The organism is Sphingomonas sp. GW821-FHT10C01 (assembly GCF_059415525.1).
Genome location: NZ_JBWKNK010000001.1, coordinates 2153941 through 2170696, shown reverse-complemented (window position 1 = coordinate 2170696; position 16756 = coordinate 2153941). Strand labels below are relative to the sequence as shown.

Here is a 16756-nt window from a genome sequence, read left to right as displayed (position 1 = left end):
ATACCGTCCAGTACAAAAGGGGCCTGTTCATGTTCCGTGGTCTGGGAGCCTATCTGGATTCGATTCGCGCGCGTGATCCCGCGCCGCGGAGCCGTGCGGAGATTTTACTCTATCCGGGCGTGTGGGCGGTGTTCTGGCACCGGGTCGCGCACCGGCTGTTCAAAGCGAACCTGTTCTTCCTCGCTCGGTTCGTGAACCATACGTCGCGCTGGCTGACGGGAATCGACATCCATCCGGGTGCGAAGATCGGTCGCAACTTCTTCATCGATCACGGCTTTGTCGTGATCGGCGAGACTGCGGAGATTGGCGACGACGTCACCATCTACCAGTGCGTGACGCTGGGCGGCACCAGTCCCGATAATGGCGTCGCGGGCAAGCGGCACCCGACGCTGATGGACGGCGTGATCATCGGCTCGGGCGCACAGGTACTCGGCCCGATCACGGTGAGCCCACGCGCGCGGATCGGCGCCAATGCCGTCGTCACCAAGGATGTGCCCGAGGGCGCGGTCATGGTCGGTATCCCCGCCAAGGCGACCCTGGTCGAAGCGGACAAGTGGCAGAAGGACTTCGTTCCCTACGGCACGCCGTGCAGCGACATGTTCGATCCCGCGACTCAGAAGCTGGAGATCATGCGTTGCGAGCTGGAGGCGATGCGCAAGCGCGTCGATGAGGTGCTCGCCGAACGCGGGAGCAACGGCCGCACCGGGAAGCAGCGCGACCGGGCGTGAGCGCGATCGTTACCCCCTTTCCGCTCAGGGCGCCCGACCAGGTCGGGTTCGAGCGCCTTGAACTGAACCGCATCCTCGACCTGTACGGCCGGATGGTCGCGGCCGGACACTGGCGCGACTATGCGATCCAGTTCGGACGCGACGCCGCGATCTTCGCCGCGTTCCGCCGTGCCGCCGAACGTCCCGAATTCCGTGTCGAGAAGCGCCCGTCGCTGCGCAACCGCCAGGGCATGTGGGCGCTGGTCAATGAAAGCGGTGCCGTGCTGAAGCGCGGGCACGAGCTTGGTCCGGTACTCGCCCCGGTCGAGCGGCGACTGATGAAGCTAGTCGAAGATTAGGCTCTAGGCGGTGAACCGCTTGGTGAAGCCCTTCACATTGCCGGCCTCGGCAGGCATCGCATCGACCTTGGCGACATTGGCCATAACCGGCCCCTCGCGGCAGCGGTCGACAAAGGTATCGAGTGCCATGTCCTCGCCATCAGCCAAAATCTCGACCCGGCCATCCTGAAGGTTGCGGACCCATCCGATCACGCCCAGTTGCTTTGCGGTGCGTACCGCCCAGTCGCGATAGCCCACGCGCTGCACACGCCCCTCGATTACCAAACGCTGCGCCGCCATAATTACTCGTTCCCGGATACAAGTGCGCGACCCCTGCGCACCTGGCTGTCATAATTCACGGATAGGGCGCCTGCGAAGGCCGCTAGGGCGCGAATGCAGGGCATTTCAGCGCGCTTTCGACGATGTTACGCTATCCGTCATGAAAATTGACCTCAACGACTATGAGCGCGGCGACAAGTTCGCCGGGGATTATGACAAGGCGCTTGCCGATGTGCAGGCGCGGCTGGAGCGCATCCAGGTTGCGCATATCGTCCACAAACGACCGGCGATCCTAGTGCTCGAAGGATGGGACGCGGCAGGGAAGGGCGGCATCATCAAGCGTGTGAAAGCACGATGGGACCCCCGATTCTTCAAGGTGATGCCGATCAGCGCGCCGAGCCAGGACGAACTGGCGCATCATTTCCTGTGGCGTTTCTGGACGCAGCTGCCGGGGAAGGGGCACATCGCGATTTTCGACCGTAGCTGGTACGGACGCGTGTTGGTCGAGCGGGTCGAGGGCTATGCGAGCAAGGCCGAGTGGAAGCGCGGCTATGACGAGATCAACGATTTCGAGACGCAGCAGATCGATGCGGGGGCGACGATGGTGAAGCTGTTCGTCCACATCACCCAGGAAAAGCAGGACAAGGAACTGGCCGAACGGCTCGACGATCCCTGGAAACGCTGGAAGACCGGACCCGATGACTATCGCAACCGGGCGAAGCGCGCCGAATATCTGGAGGCGATCGAGGACATGTTCGCCAAGACCAGCACGAAACAGGCGCCCTGGACGGTGATCGACGGCAACAGCCGCAAGGCCGGGCGTATCGCCGCGCTCACCACGATCGCCGATCAGCTCGAGGCAAGGGTGCCGATGACTCCACCACCGATCGATCCCGAATTCGAGAAGGCGGCGCGGGCAGCGCTGGCGAAGGAGTGAGCTTCAGTAAAAGCGGCAGCGTCGGATCGTATAGGCGGTGATGGTGATCGACGGGTTGTAGACGCCCGGTCCGACCGCCTCATCCGCGCGTATGAGGGCTGGATCGATCCCGTCGAGCGCGCCGATCGCGTTGATCGCAACGGCGGTCAGGACCGCCCAGTCGCCCGCCTTCAACCCGGCGCGCTGATCGCCGGAAAGGTGGCCTGCCGCTTCGCGTGCGGCATGTGCCAAGATCCTGGCATTTCCCGAGCGGCAGACGAACGCATCGCCCATTGTCCGATAGGCTTCGCCTTGGTTGATCTGGAGGCGATCATAGACCGCGACCGTAAGCTGCCCGGTCGTCGCGTCGTCCGGCAACGATCCGTCGTCAGGAAATTCGATCGGCCGCACGAGCCGCGGCACATTCTGTCCGGCGGCTGGAAGCACGGTTGCCAGAAGAAGCAGAGCCAGTACCGGCATCATCGAACTCCGTTGTTCAGGCCGGGGCGAAATCCCCATTCTCGTCCATGACATGCAGCACGCCGTCGCGAATCGCGAAATAGGCGCCATGGATCGTCAAACGGCCATCCGCCTCGCGTTCGGGAATGAAGGGGAATGTTCGCAGATTGGCGATCGAGGTCCGGACCGTCTCGAGTTCCATCTCGCGCGACGCTTCCGGCCCATCGCCATACTTCGCCTTCACCCGTTCACGGGCCTTGTCGAGCAGGCTGACCCAGGCATGGACGAAGCCGCCGTCACCCGGCTCGGCATCCTGAAACATTTCCGTCAGCGCGGCATGGGCGCCGCCGCACATGCCGTGGCCCATCACCACCACTTCTTCAACATTGAGCTTGGTGACCGCGAATTCGAGCGCCGCCGAGACGCCATGCCGGCCACCGTCATTCTCGAATGGGGGAACCAGATTGGCGACGTTGCGCACTACGAAGATCTCACCGGGCAGCGTGTCGAAAATCTGCGCCGGTTCCACGCGGCTGTCGGAACAGGCGATCACCATCACCTTGGGCGACTGTGCCTCCGCAAGCTGGACCCAACGCTCATGCTGGCGGCGGTAGTCCGAAGTACGGAAGCGGCGGTAGCCATCGACGAGATCGGTGAAGTGAGTCATGCGCGCTTCATTGGCGCAGGCCGTAGGGGCTGGCAAGCTGCGTTCGGGATCGCTATCTGCGCGCGATGAGCGAAATGGCACCGATCCCCGAAGCCCGTCCGGAACGTCAGCGCAAGCCTGATTGGATCCGCGTGAAAGCGCCGACCTCCGCCGGATTTGCCGCCACGCGCGCACTGATGCGCTCGAAAAGCCTGACGACGGTTTGCGAGGAAGCCGCCTGCCCGAATATCGGCGAGTGCTGGAGCAAGAAGCACGCGACGGTGATGATCCTGGGCGATACCTGCACCCGCGCCTGCGCCTTCTGCAACGTCAAGACCGGCATGCCGCGTGCCGTCGATCCGATGGAACCGAACAACGTCGCCGACGCTGCGGTGCAGATGGGCCTCGAGCACATCGTCATCACATCGGTCGATCGCGATGACCTGCCCGATGGCGGTGCGAAGCAGTTCGTCAAGGTGATCGAGGCGATCCGCAAGGCCAGCCCGACGACGACGATCGAGATCCTGACGCCGGATTTCCGTAACAAGCACGAGCAGGCGATCGAGATGATCGTCGCGGCGCGGCCTGACGTCTACAACCACAATCTCGAGACGGTGCCGAGGCTTTATCCGACGATCCGCCCGGGTGCACGCTACTATGCCTCGATCCGGCTGCTGGAGACGGTCAAGAAGCTCGATCCGTCGATCTTCACCAAGTCGGGCGTGATGCTCGGCCTGGGCGAAGAGCGGCTGGAGGTCCACCAGGTGATGGACGACATGCGCAGCGCGGACATCGATTTCCTGACGATGGGCCAGTATCTCCAGCCCACGCCTCGCCACGCCAAGGTGCAGGATTTCGTGACCCCTGCGGCGTTCGACGCCTATGCCGCGATCGCTCGCGCCAAGGGCTTCCTGCTGGTCGCGTCCTCCCCGTTGACCCGGTCGAGCTATCATGCCGGCGACGACTTCGCGAAAATGCGCGACGCACGGGCCGCCAAGCTGGCGAAGGCGGCGGTCACCGCCTGATGCCGCGGCACAGCGAGACCCGGCGGCTGCCCTATTCGCCGGAGCAGATGTTCGATCTGGTGGCCGATGTTGGCCGCTATGGCGAGTTCCTGCCCTGGGTCAGCGCGGTGCGGGTGCGTTCGAACAGCGAGACCGAAATGGTCGCGGACCTGATCGTCGGCTTCAAGGGGCTGCGCGAGACGTTCAGCAGCCGGGTGAGCAAGCAGCGGCCGGAGCATATCCGGGTCGACTATCTCGAAGGGCCGCTGAAGCACCTGCACAATGACTGGAAGTTCCGGTCTGACGGGCAGGGCGGGGTGCTGATCGATTTCGAGGTCGATTTCACCTTCAAGAGCCGGATGTTCGAGATGCTGGCGGGGCAGGTGTTCGACCGCGCGCTGCGGATGATGATCAACGCGTTCGAACAGCGCGCCGCGGCGCTTTACGGCGACTCGTCGGCCGGCACCGCGGGCTCGCCGGGCAGCAGCAGTTCGAGCGCGCACAGCGCCGCCTGAAGCCGCACGCCGCCCCGGCCGATATCGCCGAACTCGCGGGTATCGGCCACCACCACATCGGGACTGGCCCCCTTCTCCGCGCGGGCGAAGACGACATGGCCGACCGGCTTCTTGTCGCTTCCACCGCCCGGACCCGCGATGCCGGTGATCGCCACCGCGACATCGGCGTCGCTCGCTTCCAGCGCGCCCTGCGCCATGCTCCAGGCCGTCGCGATCGAGACCGCGCCGAACGTCTCCAGCACGTCGCGGCTGACGCGCAGCTGCGCCATCTTGGCCTCGTTCGAATAGGTGACGAAACCGGCACTCATCACGTCGGACGAGCCAGGAATCTCGGTGATCGCGGCGGAGACGAGGCCGCCGGTGCAGCTCTCGGCAATCGCGACCTTGCGGCCCGCGACGCGGTTCGCGTCGACGACCTTGCGCGCGGCCTCAACCAGCGCCTTGGGGAGAATCACTTCATTCATCGCGGGCGGCCCATAGGGCATATCGGCAGCCTTGGCGCGCGCTTTTCGTCGTTCTGACTAAGCTGGAGCAGCCCCGCGAACACAGCCGCCAGATTACGCGGCGGAAGGGGCGCGAGGTTGGTGACGATCTTGTCGAGGCCGCCGCAATCGGCGGGCTTCACGGTCTGCGCGATGGCCGGCCCGATGATCGCGCGGACTGCAGGAATCGCGAACTGCGAATCGGCGATAAACCCCGCATCCGGCCCCAGGAGCTTGCGGATCCCCGCCTGCGCCGAAGGCATGGCCGGCGCCACCCCGGCATCGATCCGCGCCATGAAGCCAGCACTGGGCTGTCGCAGGAAGGCGTTGGCGGGCAGGGCCGCGCAGACCCGCCCCATCTCGCGGATCACATCGGGCAGCATCACCTGGAACAGCGCCTCCGCCTCGTTGCCGGTGAGGCAGGGGCGGGCGGATTGGGCCGATGCCGCCGACGAGGCGGCAAGACCGGCCCAGAGCAGGGCCGTGGCGGCAGAACGGGGGATACGCATAACCAAACTCCATTTTCACACGCGGCAGCGCAGCGCTTCTAGCCTTCCGCCGGCTTGCAGATGTTTGGAAAGGCCGAGCGGGGCTTCGCCGCCGTCCTCTGCCGCCGGGTGTCACTTGCGGTCATATCGAGAATGGTCGTGAACAGCCCCGAAACGTTGCGGACCGGCATCGGATCAAGATACCCGAACATGCGATCGATGTTCGGGCAGTCCTTCGTCTTGAGATCCTGGCTGAGCTTCGGACCGACCACCGCCTTCATGACCGTCGCCATGGCGTCGAGCGGCAAGTCCTTACCCTTGACCCCGATCATCTTGCCGACCGCGGCCAGCATGGCGGGCTTGGTGGCCTCTGCCTCCGCTTCGAACTTGCCGGCCAGCCCTTCACCCTTTGTCAGCAGATAGGCGTTGGCGGGCAGGACAGGTTTGCACGTTTCGGCGATCCCTCGAACGATATCGGGCAGGACGAGAAGAAGGACTGCTTCAACCTCTGCCTCGGTCATGCACGCGGCCTCGGTATTCTGCGCGGCTTGCACTGCATTGGCGCTTAGCGCGAGCGATGCAGCCGCAACAAAGAAAGCGCGATTCTTCCTCATCCCCTTGCTCCCCCAGCGAGCCGCACGGTCGCGATGGCCTGTGCGGCGATGCCTTCCCCCCGGCCGGCGAAACCGAGCCGTTCCGTCGTCGTCGCCTTGACACTGACCGCTCCGGAATCGAGCCGCAAGATCGCAGCGACGCGGGCGCGGATCGCCTCCCGGTGCGGGCCGATCTTAGGCGCCTCGCAGATCAAAGTCAGGTCGACGAAATCGATGATCCCGCCCTGTTCGCGCACCAGTCCGGCGGCATGCTCGAGGAACTGGGCCGAGGCCGCGCCGCGCCATTTGGGGTCGCTGGGCGGGAAGTGCATGCCGATATCGCCGGCGCCGATCGTGCCGAGCAGCGCGTCGGTGATCGCATGGAGCGCAACATCGGCATCGCTATGTCCCGACAGCCCCTTATCATGCGGGATCAGTACGCCGCCGAGCCAGAGTTCCTGCCCCGCCTCAAGCCGGTGGACATCGAAGCCCATCGCGCTGCGGGAAATCAGGCTGGCGGCATGGCGCGCCTCGGCAGCGACGAAATCGGCGGGGTGAGTGATCTTTTCGAGCATCGGATCTCCGGGCACCAGCATGACGTCGTGACCCATGCGGCGGAGCATCTGGGCGTCGTCGGTCGCTTCTTCGCCGTCCGGCCAGGCGTGGTGCGCGGCGAGGATGGCGTCGAAGTGGAAGGCCTGTGGCGTCTGGATGCGGTTGAGGCCGGCGCGCGGAACGTTGTCACCGAGGATGGTGCCACCCTTCGCCAGCGTATCGGCGACGGGGAGAGCGGGGACGGCACCGGGAGCGTGGTCGAGCGCCGCGAGCAGGGCGTCGATGACGGTGGTGGGAAGGAAGGGGCGGGCGGCGTCGTGGATCAAGACGCGGGTCACGCCCCTGCCCACGAGCGAGTCGAGCCCGGCGCGAACCGAGTCACGGCGTTCGGCGCCGCCTGTCACCCGATTTACACAGTTGACAGAATCGCCCAGTTTTTCACGGGCGTCATCCTCTTGGCCTTGACCGATCACAAGCGTGACTTCGGTTATCGCTGAGTGAGAAGATAGCGCGATAACACTATGCATAAGCATTGGTTTTCCGCAAAGATTTGCGAACTGCTTGGGAATATTTCCACCCGCGCGGACGCCCTTTCCGGCGGCGACGATGATCGTGGCAACGGTCATGACGCGCCTGCAACGCGACGGGGACGCGACAGCGACGCGACAGTTGCGCGACGCCCACGCGACACTGACGCGACCGGTTTGCGCGACAAGGCGCCGGGTGCGCGACGCTCAGGCGCCACAACGGCTACTCCGGCGACGGCAAGAACAGGAACTGCAGCGGATCGCATCAAGCCTGCCTAGCGGGGCGGGCGCCTGTAGGAAAGTTGTTAGGCCCGGCACGGAATGGTTCGGGCGTCCTGTGCGGAGTATTATGTCGACCTTGCCAGCGCTCTGCGCATGGGCTCGGTCACAAAGAGAACGACCGCGATCGAAGCGGCATCCGCTCCGAAGTCGGCCCAACTGGCTTCTCGTCCAAGGGCGGGAATCACCTGCAACAGTTCGATGGCCCCTCCGGCAAGTACCAGTCCGCCTAGGATCAGCGCCCAGTGCAGCCGGGGAAAGCCAAATCGCGCGAGCGCCGTCAGCACCGCAAAGGCAAGGATGTGTTGAATTTTGTCGTTCGTCTGAACGAGAAGTGCAGGCGGCTGGGGCCGGGTGGCCATGAACACAGCGAAGGCAAGGGCCGCCCAGAACACGGCGGCGAACAAACGCGAGTTACTCAACATTCGGGCCGCCTAGGGCGGATAGTGCGCCATGCCAAGTAGGGAGAGGTGGTTCGAGCCACACGCAGGAGCGGCTGGAATGGATAAGAAGAGCGCGGCCCCATGGGGCTGGGCCGCGCTCGAAAGGGTTGCGTGATCTCAACTAACCGCGCGTCGCCGCCGGGAAGCCGTGGCTGCGGGCCGCCGCGGCGACCAACAGGGTTGCGGCGAGCAGGGCGAGCACCGCGATCGGGAAGGCTCCGACGCCGACGCCCTCCAGAAGCAGTCCGCCGGCAATGCCGCCGCCCGCGACCGCGAGGTTCCAGGTGGTGACCAGCATCGATTGGGCGACATCGGCCGCTTCGCCCGCGGTCTTGGCCGATGCGGTCTGGAACAGGGTCGCCGCGCCGCCAAAGGCCAGGCCCCAGATCGCCGCCGAGGTATAGACCACCGCCGGGACGGTGCCCGCGATACCCAGCGCCACCGCCGACAAGGCGAACAGCACGATGCTGACCAGGACCAGTTCGCGCAGCCAGCGGTCGATCAGCACGCCGGTGACCCAGATGCTGGCGAGCGAGGCGACGCCGAACACCAGCAGCACCGTATCCACCCGATCGGTGATCCCGGCCTGAGCCAGGAACGGGGCGATATAGGTGTAGAGGATGTTGTGGGCGAAGACATAGGCGAAGATGACGAACAGCACCGGCCGGATGCCCGGGATGGTCAGCACCGACTTGAGCGAGAACGCCTGACCCTGCTTCTGGCCTGGGAAGTCGGGCACCTTGGCCAGCACCCAGAAGACCAGCACCACCGTCAGCGCGCTCATGATGCCGAAGGTCCAGCGCCAGCCGATCATCGTGCCCATGAAGGTGCCCGCCGGGATACCGAGCGACAGTGCAAGCGGCGCGCCGACCATCGCGACGGCGATCGCGCGGCCCTGAAGATGCTCAGGCACCATGCGCGCGGCGTAGCCCGCCGCCAGCGCCCAAAGCAGGCCGGCGCTGACCCCGGCGAAGAAGCGGGCGATCAGCGTGATGACATAATTGTCGGAGATCGCCGTCACGGTGTTGACCACCGCGAACCCGCCGATCGCGAGCAGCAGCAAGGTTCGCCGCCGCCAGTTCTGGGTCAGGATCGTCAGCGGGATGGCCGTCAGCAGTGAGCCGACGGCATAGACGGTGACGAGCTGGCCGATCAGGGCCTCTGACTTGTCGAGGCTGGCGGCCATTTGCGGGAGCAGACCCGAGGGGAGGATCTCGGTCAGGAGGGTGATGAAGGCGGCCATGGCAAGCGCCAGCAGGCCACTTAGCGGCAACCGGGCCTGCGCCGGGCTGTCTGGTATCGCAATCGTTGCGCTTGTCATGATCGGAACCCCTTGTTGAAACATGTTGCAGAGCAGCAATCAGCTCGGCGGGGGAAATAGGGCGTTCCGGATGAGCGAAAAATAGGCCATAGTGCAAAACACTTTGGCCATTTTGTCGGGCATAAAGGAGCTGTCATGGACAGTCTGGGAGCGCTTCACGCCTTCGTGCAGGCGGTCGATGCGGAGGGCTTTACCGAGGCCGGCCGGAGGCTGGGCACGTCAGCGTCCGCGATCAGCAAGGCGGTGGCGCGACTGGAAGATCAACTGGGCGTACGGCTGTTCCACCGGTCGACGCGGAGCATCACGCTGACGCAGGAAGGCGCGATCTTCCTCGAGCGCGCTAGGCGCATCCTGTGCGAGTTCGAAGCGGCGCAGCTGGAGGTAACGCAAGGCCAGGCGGTGCCGCAGGGCAGGCTGCGGGTCAGCGTGCCGTCGATGAGCATGGTGCCGATGCCGCAGCTCGCCGTGTTCAAGCGCCGCTATCCCGATATCGAGCTGGAGCTGGATGCCAACGACCGCGTGGTCGATGTGATCGGGGAGGGGTTCGACGCGGTGATCCGCACCGGCGAACATGACGATTCCCGGTTGATGACGCGGACGCTCGGCCATTTCCGGCGGATGATCGTGGGGTCGCCGGACTATTTCCGCGAGGCGGGGACGCCGGAAACGCCCGCCGACCTGATCCGGCATCCCGCGCTCGTCTATCGCTACACCTCAAGCGGCAGGCTCGATCAATGGCCGCTCGCGCAGGACGGCGAGCCGGTGCCGTTCGAGATGAACGTCAGCCTGGTCACCAACGCATTGGAGGCGCAGATCGGTCTTGCCGAGCTTGGCCTGGGCATTGCCTGCGTTCCCGACATCTCGGTGACGGAGCAGTTGAAGCGCGGGACGCTGGTCAGCGTGCTCGACGACTATCTGGAGAAACGCACCAAGGTGTGCGTGATGTGGCCGAGCAGCCGGCATGCGTCGCCCAAGCTGCGCGCATTCGTCGACTTCGCGCCGAACCTGTTGCCGCGCTGAGCTTGCATCAACGCGGTTGCACCTGTAGAGGCCGCTGCCTATTTTTCAGGCACTGATGACGATGTTGAAGCCTATCCAGATCGGCCCAGTGACGGTCGAGACGCCGGTGCTGCTCGCGCCGATGACGGGGGTCACCGATCTGCCGTTCCGCCGGCTCGTGCGCCGCTATGGATCGGGGCTCAACGTCACCGAGATGATCGCGAGCCAGGCGGCGATCCGCGAGACGCGCCAGTCGATCCAGAAGGCGGCATGGGATCCGATCGAGGAACCGGTGTCGATGCAGCTGGTCGGCTGCACCCCCTATGAAATGGGCGAGGCGGCGAAGCTCAACGAGGATCGCGGCGCGGCGATCATCGACATCAACATGGGCTGCCCGGTGCGCAAGGTCACCAATGGCGACGCTGGATCGGCGCTGATGCGCGTGCCCGAGCTGGCCGCGCAGTTGATCGAGGCGTGCGTCAAGGCGGTGAAGGTGCCGGTGACGGTCAAGATGCGCATGGGCTGGTGCCATGACAGCCTCAACGCGCCCGAGCTGGCGCGCGTGGCGCAGGAAATCGGTGCGCAGATGATCACCGTGCACGGCCGCACGCGCAACCAGATGTACAAGGGCAGCGCTGACTGGGCGTTCGTGCGCAAGGTCAAGGACGCGGTGTCGATCCCGGTGATCGTCAATGGCGACATCTGTTCGCCCGCCGACGCGCGCAGGGCGCTGGAGCAGTCGGGCGCGGACGGGGTGATGATCGGGCGCGGTGCCTATGGCCGGCCGTGGCTGCTGCGGCAGGTGATGGATGCGTTGACGGGGCAGGGTGAGCGGGAAGACCCCAGCATCGACGAACAATATGCCCTAATCGCAGAGCATTACGCGACGATGCTCGACCATTATGGCGAGATGACCGGCGTCAATCTGATGCGCAAGCATATCGGCTGGTACACCAAGGGGCTGCACGGATCGGCCGAGTTCCGCAACACGGTGAACCAGGAAGCCAGTGCCGCGAAGGTGCTGGCGATGCTCGACGAATTCTACGCGCAGTTCCGCGGCAAGCCTCTGCACGAGCTATGGCGCCCCCAAGAAGCGGCCTGAGGCCGCCGCCGCAAGCCGGCGAACCCGACCTGACCGAGATCTTCGGCGGGCTTCCGGTGGCCGCATTGGTGCTCGACCCGCAAGACCGGGTGGTTCGCGCCAACATGGCGTGCGAGCATCTGCTCAATCATAGCGAGAAGGCGATGCTGGGGCAGCGGCTCGACCGCATCGTCACGCCGCCCGACGGCTATCTGGGGCGGCGCGACGGACATGGCTTTGCCGCGTTCGACGTCGAGATCGAGCCGACCCGCAGTCCGCGTACCCGGGTCGACTTCGTCGAACAGCCGATCGCCGAGCATCCCGGCTGGCGGATCGTGACGCTGCATCAGGCCCCGACGTCGCGGCGGCTTTCCGTCGGGGCGGACCGCAGCGCGGGCGCGCGGGCGGCGGTGGGCGCGGCGGCGATGCTGGCGCATGAGATCAAGAACCCGCTGTCGGGTATCCGTGGCGCGGCGCAGTTGCTGGCGGACGATGACGGCTCCGATGGCGGTGAGGGCCGAGCGGAACTGACCAAATTGATCACCGACGAGGTCGACCGCATCGCGGCGCTGATCGACCGGATGCAGGACTTCACCGACACGCGCCCGCCCAAGCTGGCGCCGCACAATATCTACCCGCTGCTCGATCATGCGCGGCGCGTGGCGCAGGCGGGGTTCGCGCGCGGGATCATCATCGAGGAACGGTTCGACCCCTCATTGCCGCCGGTGATGATGGACAAGGATGCGTTCCTGCAGGTGGCGATGAACCTGCTCAAGAACGCCGCCGAGGCGCTCAAGGACACGCCCGATCCCCGGATCGTGCTGGTGACCCAATATCGCCATGGCGTCGCGATGCGCCCCGGCCCGGACCAACCACGACGCTGGCTGCCGATCGAATTTTCGGTGAGCGACAACGGCCCAGGCGCGCCGGCCGACATCGCCAGCCATCTGTTCGAGCCGTTCGTGTCCGGAAAGCCCGAGGGCAAGGGGCTGGGGCTTCCGCTGGTCGAGAAGCTGGTGCGCGATATGGGCGGGGTGGTCGAATATGCCCGGGCGGGTGATCCCGAGATGACCGTCTTCCGCGTCAACCTGCCACGAGCGGACGGATGACCATGGACTGGGTCGATATCGTCGGCTGGGCGGGGGCGGTGCTAGTGCTCGCGGCCTATGGCCTGGTTTCGACCAAGCGGCTCGATGGCGACAGCGTGGTCTATCAAACGCTCAATGTCGCCGGGGCGGTGGGGATGTTGGTCAACACCTATGTTCGCGGCGCGCTGCCCTCGGCGGCGCTCAACGTGATCTGGATCGGGGTGGGCATCTATGTGCTGGCCAGGGTTCTTCTTCGAAAGCGGCAAGACGCATGAGCGTGACGGGCTCCATCCTGATCTGTGACGATGACGCCGCGATCCGCACCGTGGTGACGCAGGCGCTGCGTCGTGCTGGACACAAGGTGACGGCGACGGCATCGCTGGGGGATCTCAAGCGCGAGATGCGCAGCGTCCTGCCCGATGTGGTGGTGACCGACGTTGTTCTGCCAGATGGCAATGGCCTGGATTTGGTGGCGACGCTGACCGGCGAGTATCCCGACCTTCCCGTCATCGTGCTGTCGGCGCAGAACACGCTGGCGACTGCGGTGCGCGCGACGGAGGCGGGGGCGTTCGACTATCTGCCCAAGCCGTTCGACCTGGATGCGCTGACGACGACGGTGGCGAGCGCGCTGGCGCGGGGACGGCGGCTGGTCGACGATGTCGCGGCGAGCGACGATCATGCCGTGGCGTTGATCGGTCGATCGCCGGCGATGCAAGACGTGTATCGCGTGATCGCCCGTGTCGTCTCCAACGAACTGACGGTGCTGGTCACCGGCGAGAGCGGCACTGGCAAGGAACTGGTCGCACAGGCGATCCACGACCTGGGATCACGGCGACGCGCGCCGTTCGTCGCGATCAACATGGCGGCGATTCCACGCGAGCTGATCGAGGCCGAGCTGTTCGGGCATGAGAAGGGCGCCTTCACCGGCGCCGCGGCACGGGTAGCGGGCAAGTTCGAGCAAGCCTCGGGCGGGACCCTGTTCCTGGACGAGATCGGCGACATGCCGATGGAAGCGCAGACGCGACTGCTGCGCGTGCTCCAGTCGGGCGAGTTCACCACGGTCGGCGGCGGTCGGGCGATCCGCGCCGATGTGCGCATCGTCGCCGCGACCAACAAGGACCTGATGAGCCGGGTGGTGGCGGGCCAGTTTCGCGAGGATCTGTTCTATCGGTTGAACGTCGTGCCGATCGCGCTGCCCGCGCTGCGTGAGCGGCGTCAGGACATCAAGCTGCTCGCGCGCCACTTCCTCGACCGCGCGGCCGAGGACGGGTTGCCGCGCAAGGCGATCGGCGACGACGCGATCGCGACGCTGGAAGCACATGATTGGCCCGGCAATGTCCGCGAGCTGGAGAATCTGATGCGGCGCATGGCCGCGCTCCATCGTGACGAGTGGATCGACGCGGCGGCGGTACGGACAATGCTCGGCGAGGCGGCGGCGATGCTGCCCGCGACGCGGGACGAGGGAATCGAGGCGGCGGTACTGGCTCGGCTTCAGCGCATCGCGATCGAGGAACCCAAGGTGCTTGAGGACGGCACGCTGTATGATCGCATCATCGGTGAGGTCGAGCGCCCGCTGATCGAGGCGATGCTGGCGCGCCATGGCCAGAATCAGCTGCGCGCCGCGCGGGCACTGGGGATCAACCGCAACACGCTGCGCAAGCGGCTGGATACGTTGGGCATCGATGTCGGCGGCTCGCGACAGGATGATATGCCCTAGCGGCGGCCCGTTTGAAGAAGTGTGTTTCCAAAGCAACGGCACTGTTGTAGCCATGCAACGATGACCGCTGTCGCCGAGCCGATTGCTGACACTTTGCCGACCGCACGGCGGTTCACGCTCACGCCCATTCTGGAGCTGGTGGTCTTCGGCGTCGCGGTCGGGATGATGCTGACCACCTATCTGGTGATCAGCGGCAATACCGGCTCCCAACGACTGCTGACCCCCCCACTCGTTGCGCTGCTGCTGGTGGCGAACCTGGTTCCGCTCGTTGCACTGATCGTGCTGGTCGGCCGCCGGATCGCGATGCGGCGCGCGGCGCGATCGCCGCTCGGCGGCCGTGCACGGCTGCACGTACGGCTGGTGGCGATCTTCTCGATCCTGGCGAGCGTGCCGACGATCTTCGTGTCGATCGTGGCATCGCTGCTGTTCCAATATGGCGTCGAGTTCTGGTATTCGGATCGAGCGCGATCGATGCTCGAGAATGCGTCGCTCGTTGCGTCAGGAAGCTTCGATGACCTCAAGGACCGCGTCGGGCTCAATGCAGCAAAAATGGCATTGGATGTTGCCGGCGAGCTTTCCGAGACGCAGATCGACGCACCGCGCTTTTCCCAGTTCTTCGCATTTCAAACTCAACAGCGTGAGCTGTCCGAAGCAGCGCTCGTACGAGAAATGCCATCTGGCGAGTTTCAGACGCTTATCATCCTCAATCCATATGAGGCGTTGATCGAGCAGCAGATCAATCCGGCAGCTGTCCGTCAGATCAAAGCCGGCGCGCAAGACCCTGTCGTTGAGGACGTGGGAGGGCGCGTACGTGCATTAGTCCGCCTGCCACGTTCCGCGGATCTGTATCTCTATGTCGCGCGGGTGGTCGACCCCGTGCTGCTTGAGCGCAGAAGTCGTGCGGAATCGGTGGTCCGCGACTATACCTCGCTCACCGAGCGCTCGCGCAGCCTCCAGCTGCAGTTCAACATCGCATTGCTGGTCCTCTCGCTGCTGATCGTTGGCCTCGCGGTCTGGGTCGCACTCGAAATTGCCGACCGGCTGGTCCGCCCGGTGGGCGATCTGGTGAAGGCCGCGCGAGATGTGGCCGAGGGCGACCTGGCCACGCGCGTACCGAACCGCAAGGCGGATGACGAACTTGGCATCCTTGGCACCGCGTTCAATCGGATGACCGATAGGCTGCAGGAGCAGACCAACGCGCTGGTCACCGCCAACGCCGAGTCGGAAAGCCGACGTGCGCTGATCGAGGCGGTGATGTCGGGCGTGACCGCGGGCGTCGTCTCGATCGACGGGGACCGGCGCATCCGCGTGATCAACAGTTCGGCGATGGCGCTGCTCAATCCGGGCGAGGCGCCGGTTGGGCGGTTGCTGATCGATGCTGCGCCAGAGCTTGACTATCTGCTCGACGGGGAAGCGCGCGAGGATATCGTCCAGCTTACCAGCGGCGGCGAGGCGCGGACGCTCGCGGTGAAAATCACCCGCGACGAGGACGGGCAGGTGCTGACGTTCGACGACATCACCCAGCAGCTGCTCGACCAGCGGCGCGCGGCATGGTCCGACGTGGCGCGGCGCATCGCGCATGAGATCAAGAACCCGTTGACCCCGATCCAGCTCGCCGCCGAGCGACTCCAGCGCCGATATGGCAAGCAGGTGGATGCCGAGGACGGCACCTTCGCCAAGCTGACCGACACGATCGTGCGGCAGGTGGGCGATCTGCGGCGGATGGTCGATGAATTCTCGTCCTTCGCGCGGATGCCCAAGCCGGTGTTCCGCGAGGAATCACTGCTCGATATCGCGCGCCAGACGATGTTCCTGCACGAGGTGGCGAAGCCCGAGATCCGCTTCACCATGACGCATCCCGATCCGGTGCCGGCGCTGGTGTGCGACCGCCGTCAGCTCGGCCAGGCGCTGACCAACCTGGTCAAGAACGCCACAGAGGCGGTCGAGGCAGTCGAGACGCGTCCTGAAGGCGAGCGCGGCGAGGTCACGATGACGATCCGGGACGGCGAGCCGGGGCAGTTGCTGATCGATGTCGACGACAATGGCATCGGCCTGCCCGCCGAGCGCGAGCGCATCGTCGAGCCGTACATGACGACGCGCAGCCGCGGCACCGGCCTTGGCCTCGCGATCGTGAAGAAGATCGTCGAGGAGCATTTCGGAACGATGAGCTTTGCCGACCGTCCCGGCGGCGGCACGCGAGTGACTCTGTGCTTCGACACCGCGACGCTCGAGCGGATGGCGGGAACCGGCGACGACGATGGCGGTGACGAAACCGGCGGCACGGTGCCCGTCGGCCTCACCAGAACAAAGAACGGGTAA

The 16756-nt window shown here is 65.4% G+C and carries 20 protein-coding genes; 11 read left to right on the top strand and 9 right to left on the bottom strand.

Annotation, left to right across the window (positions count from 1 at the left end; all coding sequences use genetic code 11):
* Nucleotides 1-29: 29 nt before the first annotated feature.
* Both epsC and AC07M1_RS10595 read left to right on the top strand, forming a co-directional pair.
* Nucleotides 30-728 (top strand): serine O-acetyltransferase EpsC, encoded by a 699-nt coding sequence (gene epsC / locus AC07M1_RS10600; protein WP_495162507.1) that lies wholly within the window; start codon nucleotides 30-32, stop codon nucleotides 726-728.
* Nucleotides 725-1066, top strand: coding sequence for a DUF2794 domain-containing protein (locus AC07M1_RS10595; protein ID WP_495162506.1), 342 nt, complete (start codon nucleotides 725-727; stop codon nucleotides 1064-1066). The genes epsC and AC07M1_RS10595 overlap by 4 nt, the downstream gene beginning before the upstream one ends.
* A gap of 3 nt (nucleotides 1067-1069) precedes the next feature.
* Here AC07M1_RS10595 and AC07M1_RS10590 read toward each other — a convergent pair whose 3' ends face one another.
* Nucleotides 1070-1345, bottom strand: a complete 276-nt coding sequence (locus tag AC07M1_RS10590; protein ID WP_495162505.1) for an acylphosphatase — start codon at nucleotides 1343-1345, stop codon at nucleotides 1070-1072.
* A 139-nt stretch (nucleotides 1346-1484) separates the two neighbouring features.
* On the opposite strand from AC07M1_RS10590, the gene AC07M1_RS10585 reads away from it, so the two are divergent.
* Nucleotides 1485-2261, top strand: coding sequence for a polyphosphate kinase 2 family protein (locus AC07M1_RS10585; protein WP_495162504.1), 777 nt, complete (start codon nucleotides 1485-1487; stop codon nucleotides 2259-2261).
* 3 nt (nucleotides 2262-2264) lie between these two features.
* Here AC07M1_RS10585 and AC07M1_RS10580 read toward each other — a convergent pair whose 3' ends face one another.
* Both AC07M1_RS10580 and AC07M1_RS10575 read right to left on the bottom strand, forming a co-directional pair.
* Nucleotides 2265-2720, bottom strand: coding sequence for a hypothetical protein (locus AC07M1_RS10580; RefSeq protein ID WP_495162503.1), 456 nt, complete (start codon nucleotides 2718-2720; stop codon nucleotides 2265-2267).
* Between the two features lie 16 nt (nucleotides 2721-2736).
* Nucleotides 2737-3366 (bottom strand): carbonic anhydrase, encoded by a 630-nt coding sequence (locus AC07M1_RS10575; protein ID WP_495162502.1) that lies wholly within the window; start codon nucleotides 3364-3366, stop codon nucleotides 2737-2739.
* Nucleotides 3367-3431: 65 nt separating this feature from the next.
* Here AC07M1_RS10575 and lipA point away from each other — a divergent pair, with 65 nt between their 5' ends.
* Nucleotides 3432-4370 carry a lipoyl synthase gene (gene lipA / locus AC07M1_RS10570; protein ID WP_495162501.1) on the top strand — a complete coding sequence of 313 codons (939 nt, stop codon included), beginning with the start codon at nucleotides 3432-3434 and terminating at the stop codon, nucleotides 4368-4370.
* Nucleotides 4370-4864 (top strand): type II toxin-antitoxin system RatA family toxin, encoded by a 495-nt coding sequence (locus tag AC07M1_RS10565; protein ID WP_495162500.1) that lies wholly within the window; start codon nucleotides 4370-4372, stop codon nucleotides 4862-4864. The genes lipA and AC07M1_RS10565 overlap by 1 nt, the downstream gene beginning before the upstream one ends.
* On the opposite strand, the gene AC07M1_RS10560 is transcribed toward AC07M1_RS10565, so the two are convergent.
* The 6 genes from AC07M1_RS10560 to AC07M1_RS10535 form a co-directional block, all read right to left on the bottom strand.
* The gene (locus tag AC07M1_RS10560) at nucleotides 4792-5328 is read right to left on the bottom strand and encodes a CinA family protein (RefSeq protein WP_495162499.1); all 537 of its coding nucleotides are present in this window, start codon (nucleotides 5326-5328) and stop codon (nucleotides 4792-4794) included. The genes AC07M1_RS10565 and AC07M1_RS10560 overlap by 73 nt on opposite strands.
* Nucleotides 5325-5855 carry a hypothetical protein gene (locus AC07M1_RS10555; RefSeq protein ID WP_495162498.1) on the bottom strand — a complete coding sequence of 177 codons (531 nt, stop codon included), beginning with the start codon at nucleotides 5853-5855 and terminating at the stop codon, nucleotides 5325-5327. The genes AC07M1_RS10560 and AC07M1_RS10555 overlap by 4 nt, the downstream gene beginning before the upstream one ends.
* A gap of 38 nt (nucleotides 5856-5893) precedes the next feature.
* On the bottom strand, nucleotides 5894-6355 hold the full coding sequence (locus AC07M1_RS10550; protein WP_495162497.1) for a hypothetical protein: 462 nt from the start codon (nucleotides 6353-6355) through the stop codon (nucleotides 5894-5896).
* 89 nt (nucleotides 6356-6444) lie between these two features.
* Nucleotides 6445-7608, bottom strand: a complete 1164-nt coding sequence (locus AC07M1_RS10545) for a bifunctional 2-C-methyl-D-erythritol 4-phosphate cytidylyltransferase/2-C-methyl-D-erythritol 2,4-cyclodiphosphate synthase (protein ID WP_495162496.1) — start codon at nucleotides 7606-7608, stop codon at nucleotides 6445-6447.
* 248 nt (nucleotides 7609-7856) lie between these two features.
* Nucleotides 7857-8213 carry a VanZ family protein gene (locus tag AC07M1_RS10540; RefSeq protein WP_495162495.1) on the bottom strand — a complete coding sequence of 119 codons (357 nt, stop codon included), beginning with the start codon at nucleotides 8211-8213 and terminating at the stop codon, nucleotides 7857-7859.
* A 139-nt stretch (nucleotides 8214-8352) separates the two neighbouring features.
* A complete protein-coding gene (locus tag AC07M1_RS10535; RefSeq protein ID WP_495162494.1) occupies nucleotides 8353-9552 on the bottom strand; it encodes an MFS transporter in 1200 nt (399 codons plus the stop codon).
* Nucleotides 9553-9687: 135 nt separating this feature from the next.
* Here AC07M1_RS10535 and AC07M1_RS10530 point away from each other — a divergent pair, with 135 nt between their 5' ends.
* Genes AC07M1_RS10530 through AC07M1_RS10505 form a run of 6 tightly spaced genes read left to right on the top strand, consistent with a single transcriptional unit; the run spans nucleotide 9688 to nucleotide 16756 of the window.
* Nucleotides 9688-10572 (top strand): LysR family transcriptional regulator, encoded by an 885-nt coding sequence (locus AC07M1_RS10530; protein WP_495162493.1) that lies wholly within the window; start codon nucleotides 9688-9690, stop codon nucleotides 10570-10572.
* Nucleotides 10573-10627: 55 nt separating this feature from the next.
* A complete protein-coding gene (gene dusB, locus AC07M1_RS10525) occupies nucleotides 10628-11653 on the top strand; it encodes a tRNA dihydrouridine synthase DusB (RefSeq protein WP_495162492.1) in 1026 nt (341 codons plus the stop codon).
* Nucleotides 11629-12741: a two-component system sensor histidine kinase NtrB gene (locus AC07M1_RS10520; RefSeq protein ID WP_495162491.1), complete on the top strand. Its 1113-nt coding sequence runs from the start codon at nucleotides 11629-11631 to the stop codon at nucleotides 12739-12741. Before dusB ends, AC07M1_RS10520 begins: the two co-directional genes overlap by 25 nt.
* Nucleotides 12742-12743: 2 nt before the next feature.
* Nucleotides 12744-12995, top strand: coding sequence for a CBU_0592 family membrane protein (locus tag AC07M1_RS10515; RefSeq protein ID WP_495162490.1), 252 nt, complete (start codon nucleotides 12744-12746; stop codon nucleotides 12993-12995).
* The gene (gene ntrC, locus AC07M1_RS10510) at nucleotides 12992-14437 is read left to right on the top strand and encodes a nitrogen regulation protein NR(I) (RefSeq protein WP_495162489.1); all 1446 of its coding nucleotides are present in this window, start codon (nucleotides 12992-12994) and stop codon (nucleotides 14435-14437) included. Before AC07M1_RS10515 ends, ntrC begins: the two co-directional genes overlap by 4 nt.
* A 60-nt stretch (nucleotides 14438-14497) precedes the next feature.
* A complete protein-coding gene (locus AC07M1_RS10505; RefSeq protein ID WP_495162488.1) occupies nucleotides 14498-16756 on the top strand; it encodes a sensor histidine kinase in 2259 nt (752 codons plus the stop codon).

Excerpts from the sequence above, each read along its gene's own strand:
- AC07M1_RS10540 (WP_495162495.1), bottom strand. The coding sequence starts at position 8,213 with ATGTTGAGTAACTCGCGTTTGTTCGCCGCCGTGTTCTGGGCGGCCCTT.
- AC07M1_RS10580 (WP_495162503.1), bottom strand. The coding sequence starts at position 2,720 with ATGCCGGTACTGGCTCTGCTTCTTCTGGCAACCGTGCTTCCAGCCGCC.
- AC07M1_RS10565 (WP_495162500.1), top strand. The coding sequence starts at position 4,370 with ATGCCGCGGCACAGCGAGACCCGGCGGCTGCCCTATTCGCCGGAGCAG.
- AC07M1_RS10555 (WP_495162498.1), bottom strand. The coding sequence starts at position 5,855 with ATGCGTATCCCCCGTTCTGCCGCCACGGCCCTGCTCTGGGCCGGTCTT.
- AC07M1_RS10530 (WP_495162493.1), top strand. The coding sequence starts at position 9,688 with ATGGACAGTCTGGGAGCGCTTCACGCCTTCGTGCAGGCGGTCGATGCG.
- dusB (WP_495162492.1), top strand. The coding sequence starts at position 10,628 with ATGACGATGTTGAAGCCTATCCAGATCGGCCCAGTGACGGTCGAGACG.
- AC07M1_RS10560 (WP_495162499.1), bottom strand. The coding sequence starts at position 5,328 with ATGAATGAAGTGATTCTCCCCAAGGCGCTGGTTGAGGCCGCGCGCAAG.
- AC07M1_RS10545 (WP_495162496.1), bottom strand. The coding sequence starts at position 7,608 with ATGACCGTTGCCACGATCATCGTCGCCGCCGGAAAGGGCGTCCGCGCG.
- AC07M1_RS10520 (WP_495162491.1), top strand. The coding sequence starts at position 11,629 with ATGGCGCCCCCAAGAAGCGGCCTGAGGCCGCCGCCGCAAGCCGGCGAA.
- AC07M1_RS10535 (WP_495162494.1), bottom strand. The coding sequence starts at position 9,552 with ATGACAAGCGCAACGATTGCGATACCAGACAGCCCGGCGCAGGCCCGG.
- AC07M1_RS10550 (WP_495162497.1), bottom strand. The coding sequence starts at position 6,355 with ATGACCGAGGCAGAGGTTGAAGCAGTCCTTCTTCTCGTCCTGCCCGAT.
- AC07M1_RS10505 (WP_495162488.1), top strand. The coding sequence starts at position 14,498 with ATGACCGCTGTCGCCGAGCCGATTGCTGACACTTTGCCGACCGCACGG.
- AC07M1_RS10585 (WP_495162504.1), top strand. The coding sequence starts at position 1,485 with ATGAAAATTGACCTCAACGACTATGAGCGCGGCGACAAGTTCGCCGGG.
- AC07M1_RS10590 (WP_495162505.1), bottom strand. The coding sequence starts at position 1,345 with ATGGCGGCGCAGCGTTTGGTAATCGAGGGGCGTGTGCAGCGCGTGGGC.
- epsC (WP_495162507.1), top strand. The coding sequence starts at position 30 with ATGTTCCGTGGTCTGGGAGCCTATCTGGATTCGATTCGCGCGCGTGAT.
- AC07M1_RS10575 (WP_495162502.1), bottom strand. The coding sequence starts at position 3,366 with ATGACTCACTTCACCGATCTCGTCGATGGCTACCGCCGCTTCCGTACT.
- AC07M1_RS10515 (WP_495162490.1), top strand. The coding sequence starts at position 12,744 with ATGGACTGGGTCGATATCGTCGGCTGGGCGGGGGCGGTGCTAGTGCTC.
- lipA (WP_495162501.1), top strand. The coding sequence starts at position 3,432 with ATGAGCGAAATGGCACCGATCCCCGAAGCCCGTCCGGAACGTCAGCGC.
- ntrC (WP_495162489.1), top strand. The coding sequence starts at position 12,992 with ATGAGCGTGACGGGCTCCATCCTGATCTGTGACGATGACGCCGCGATC.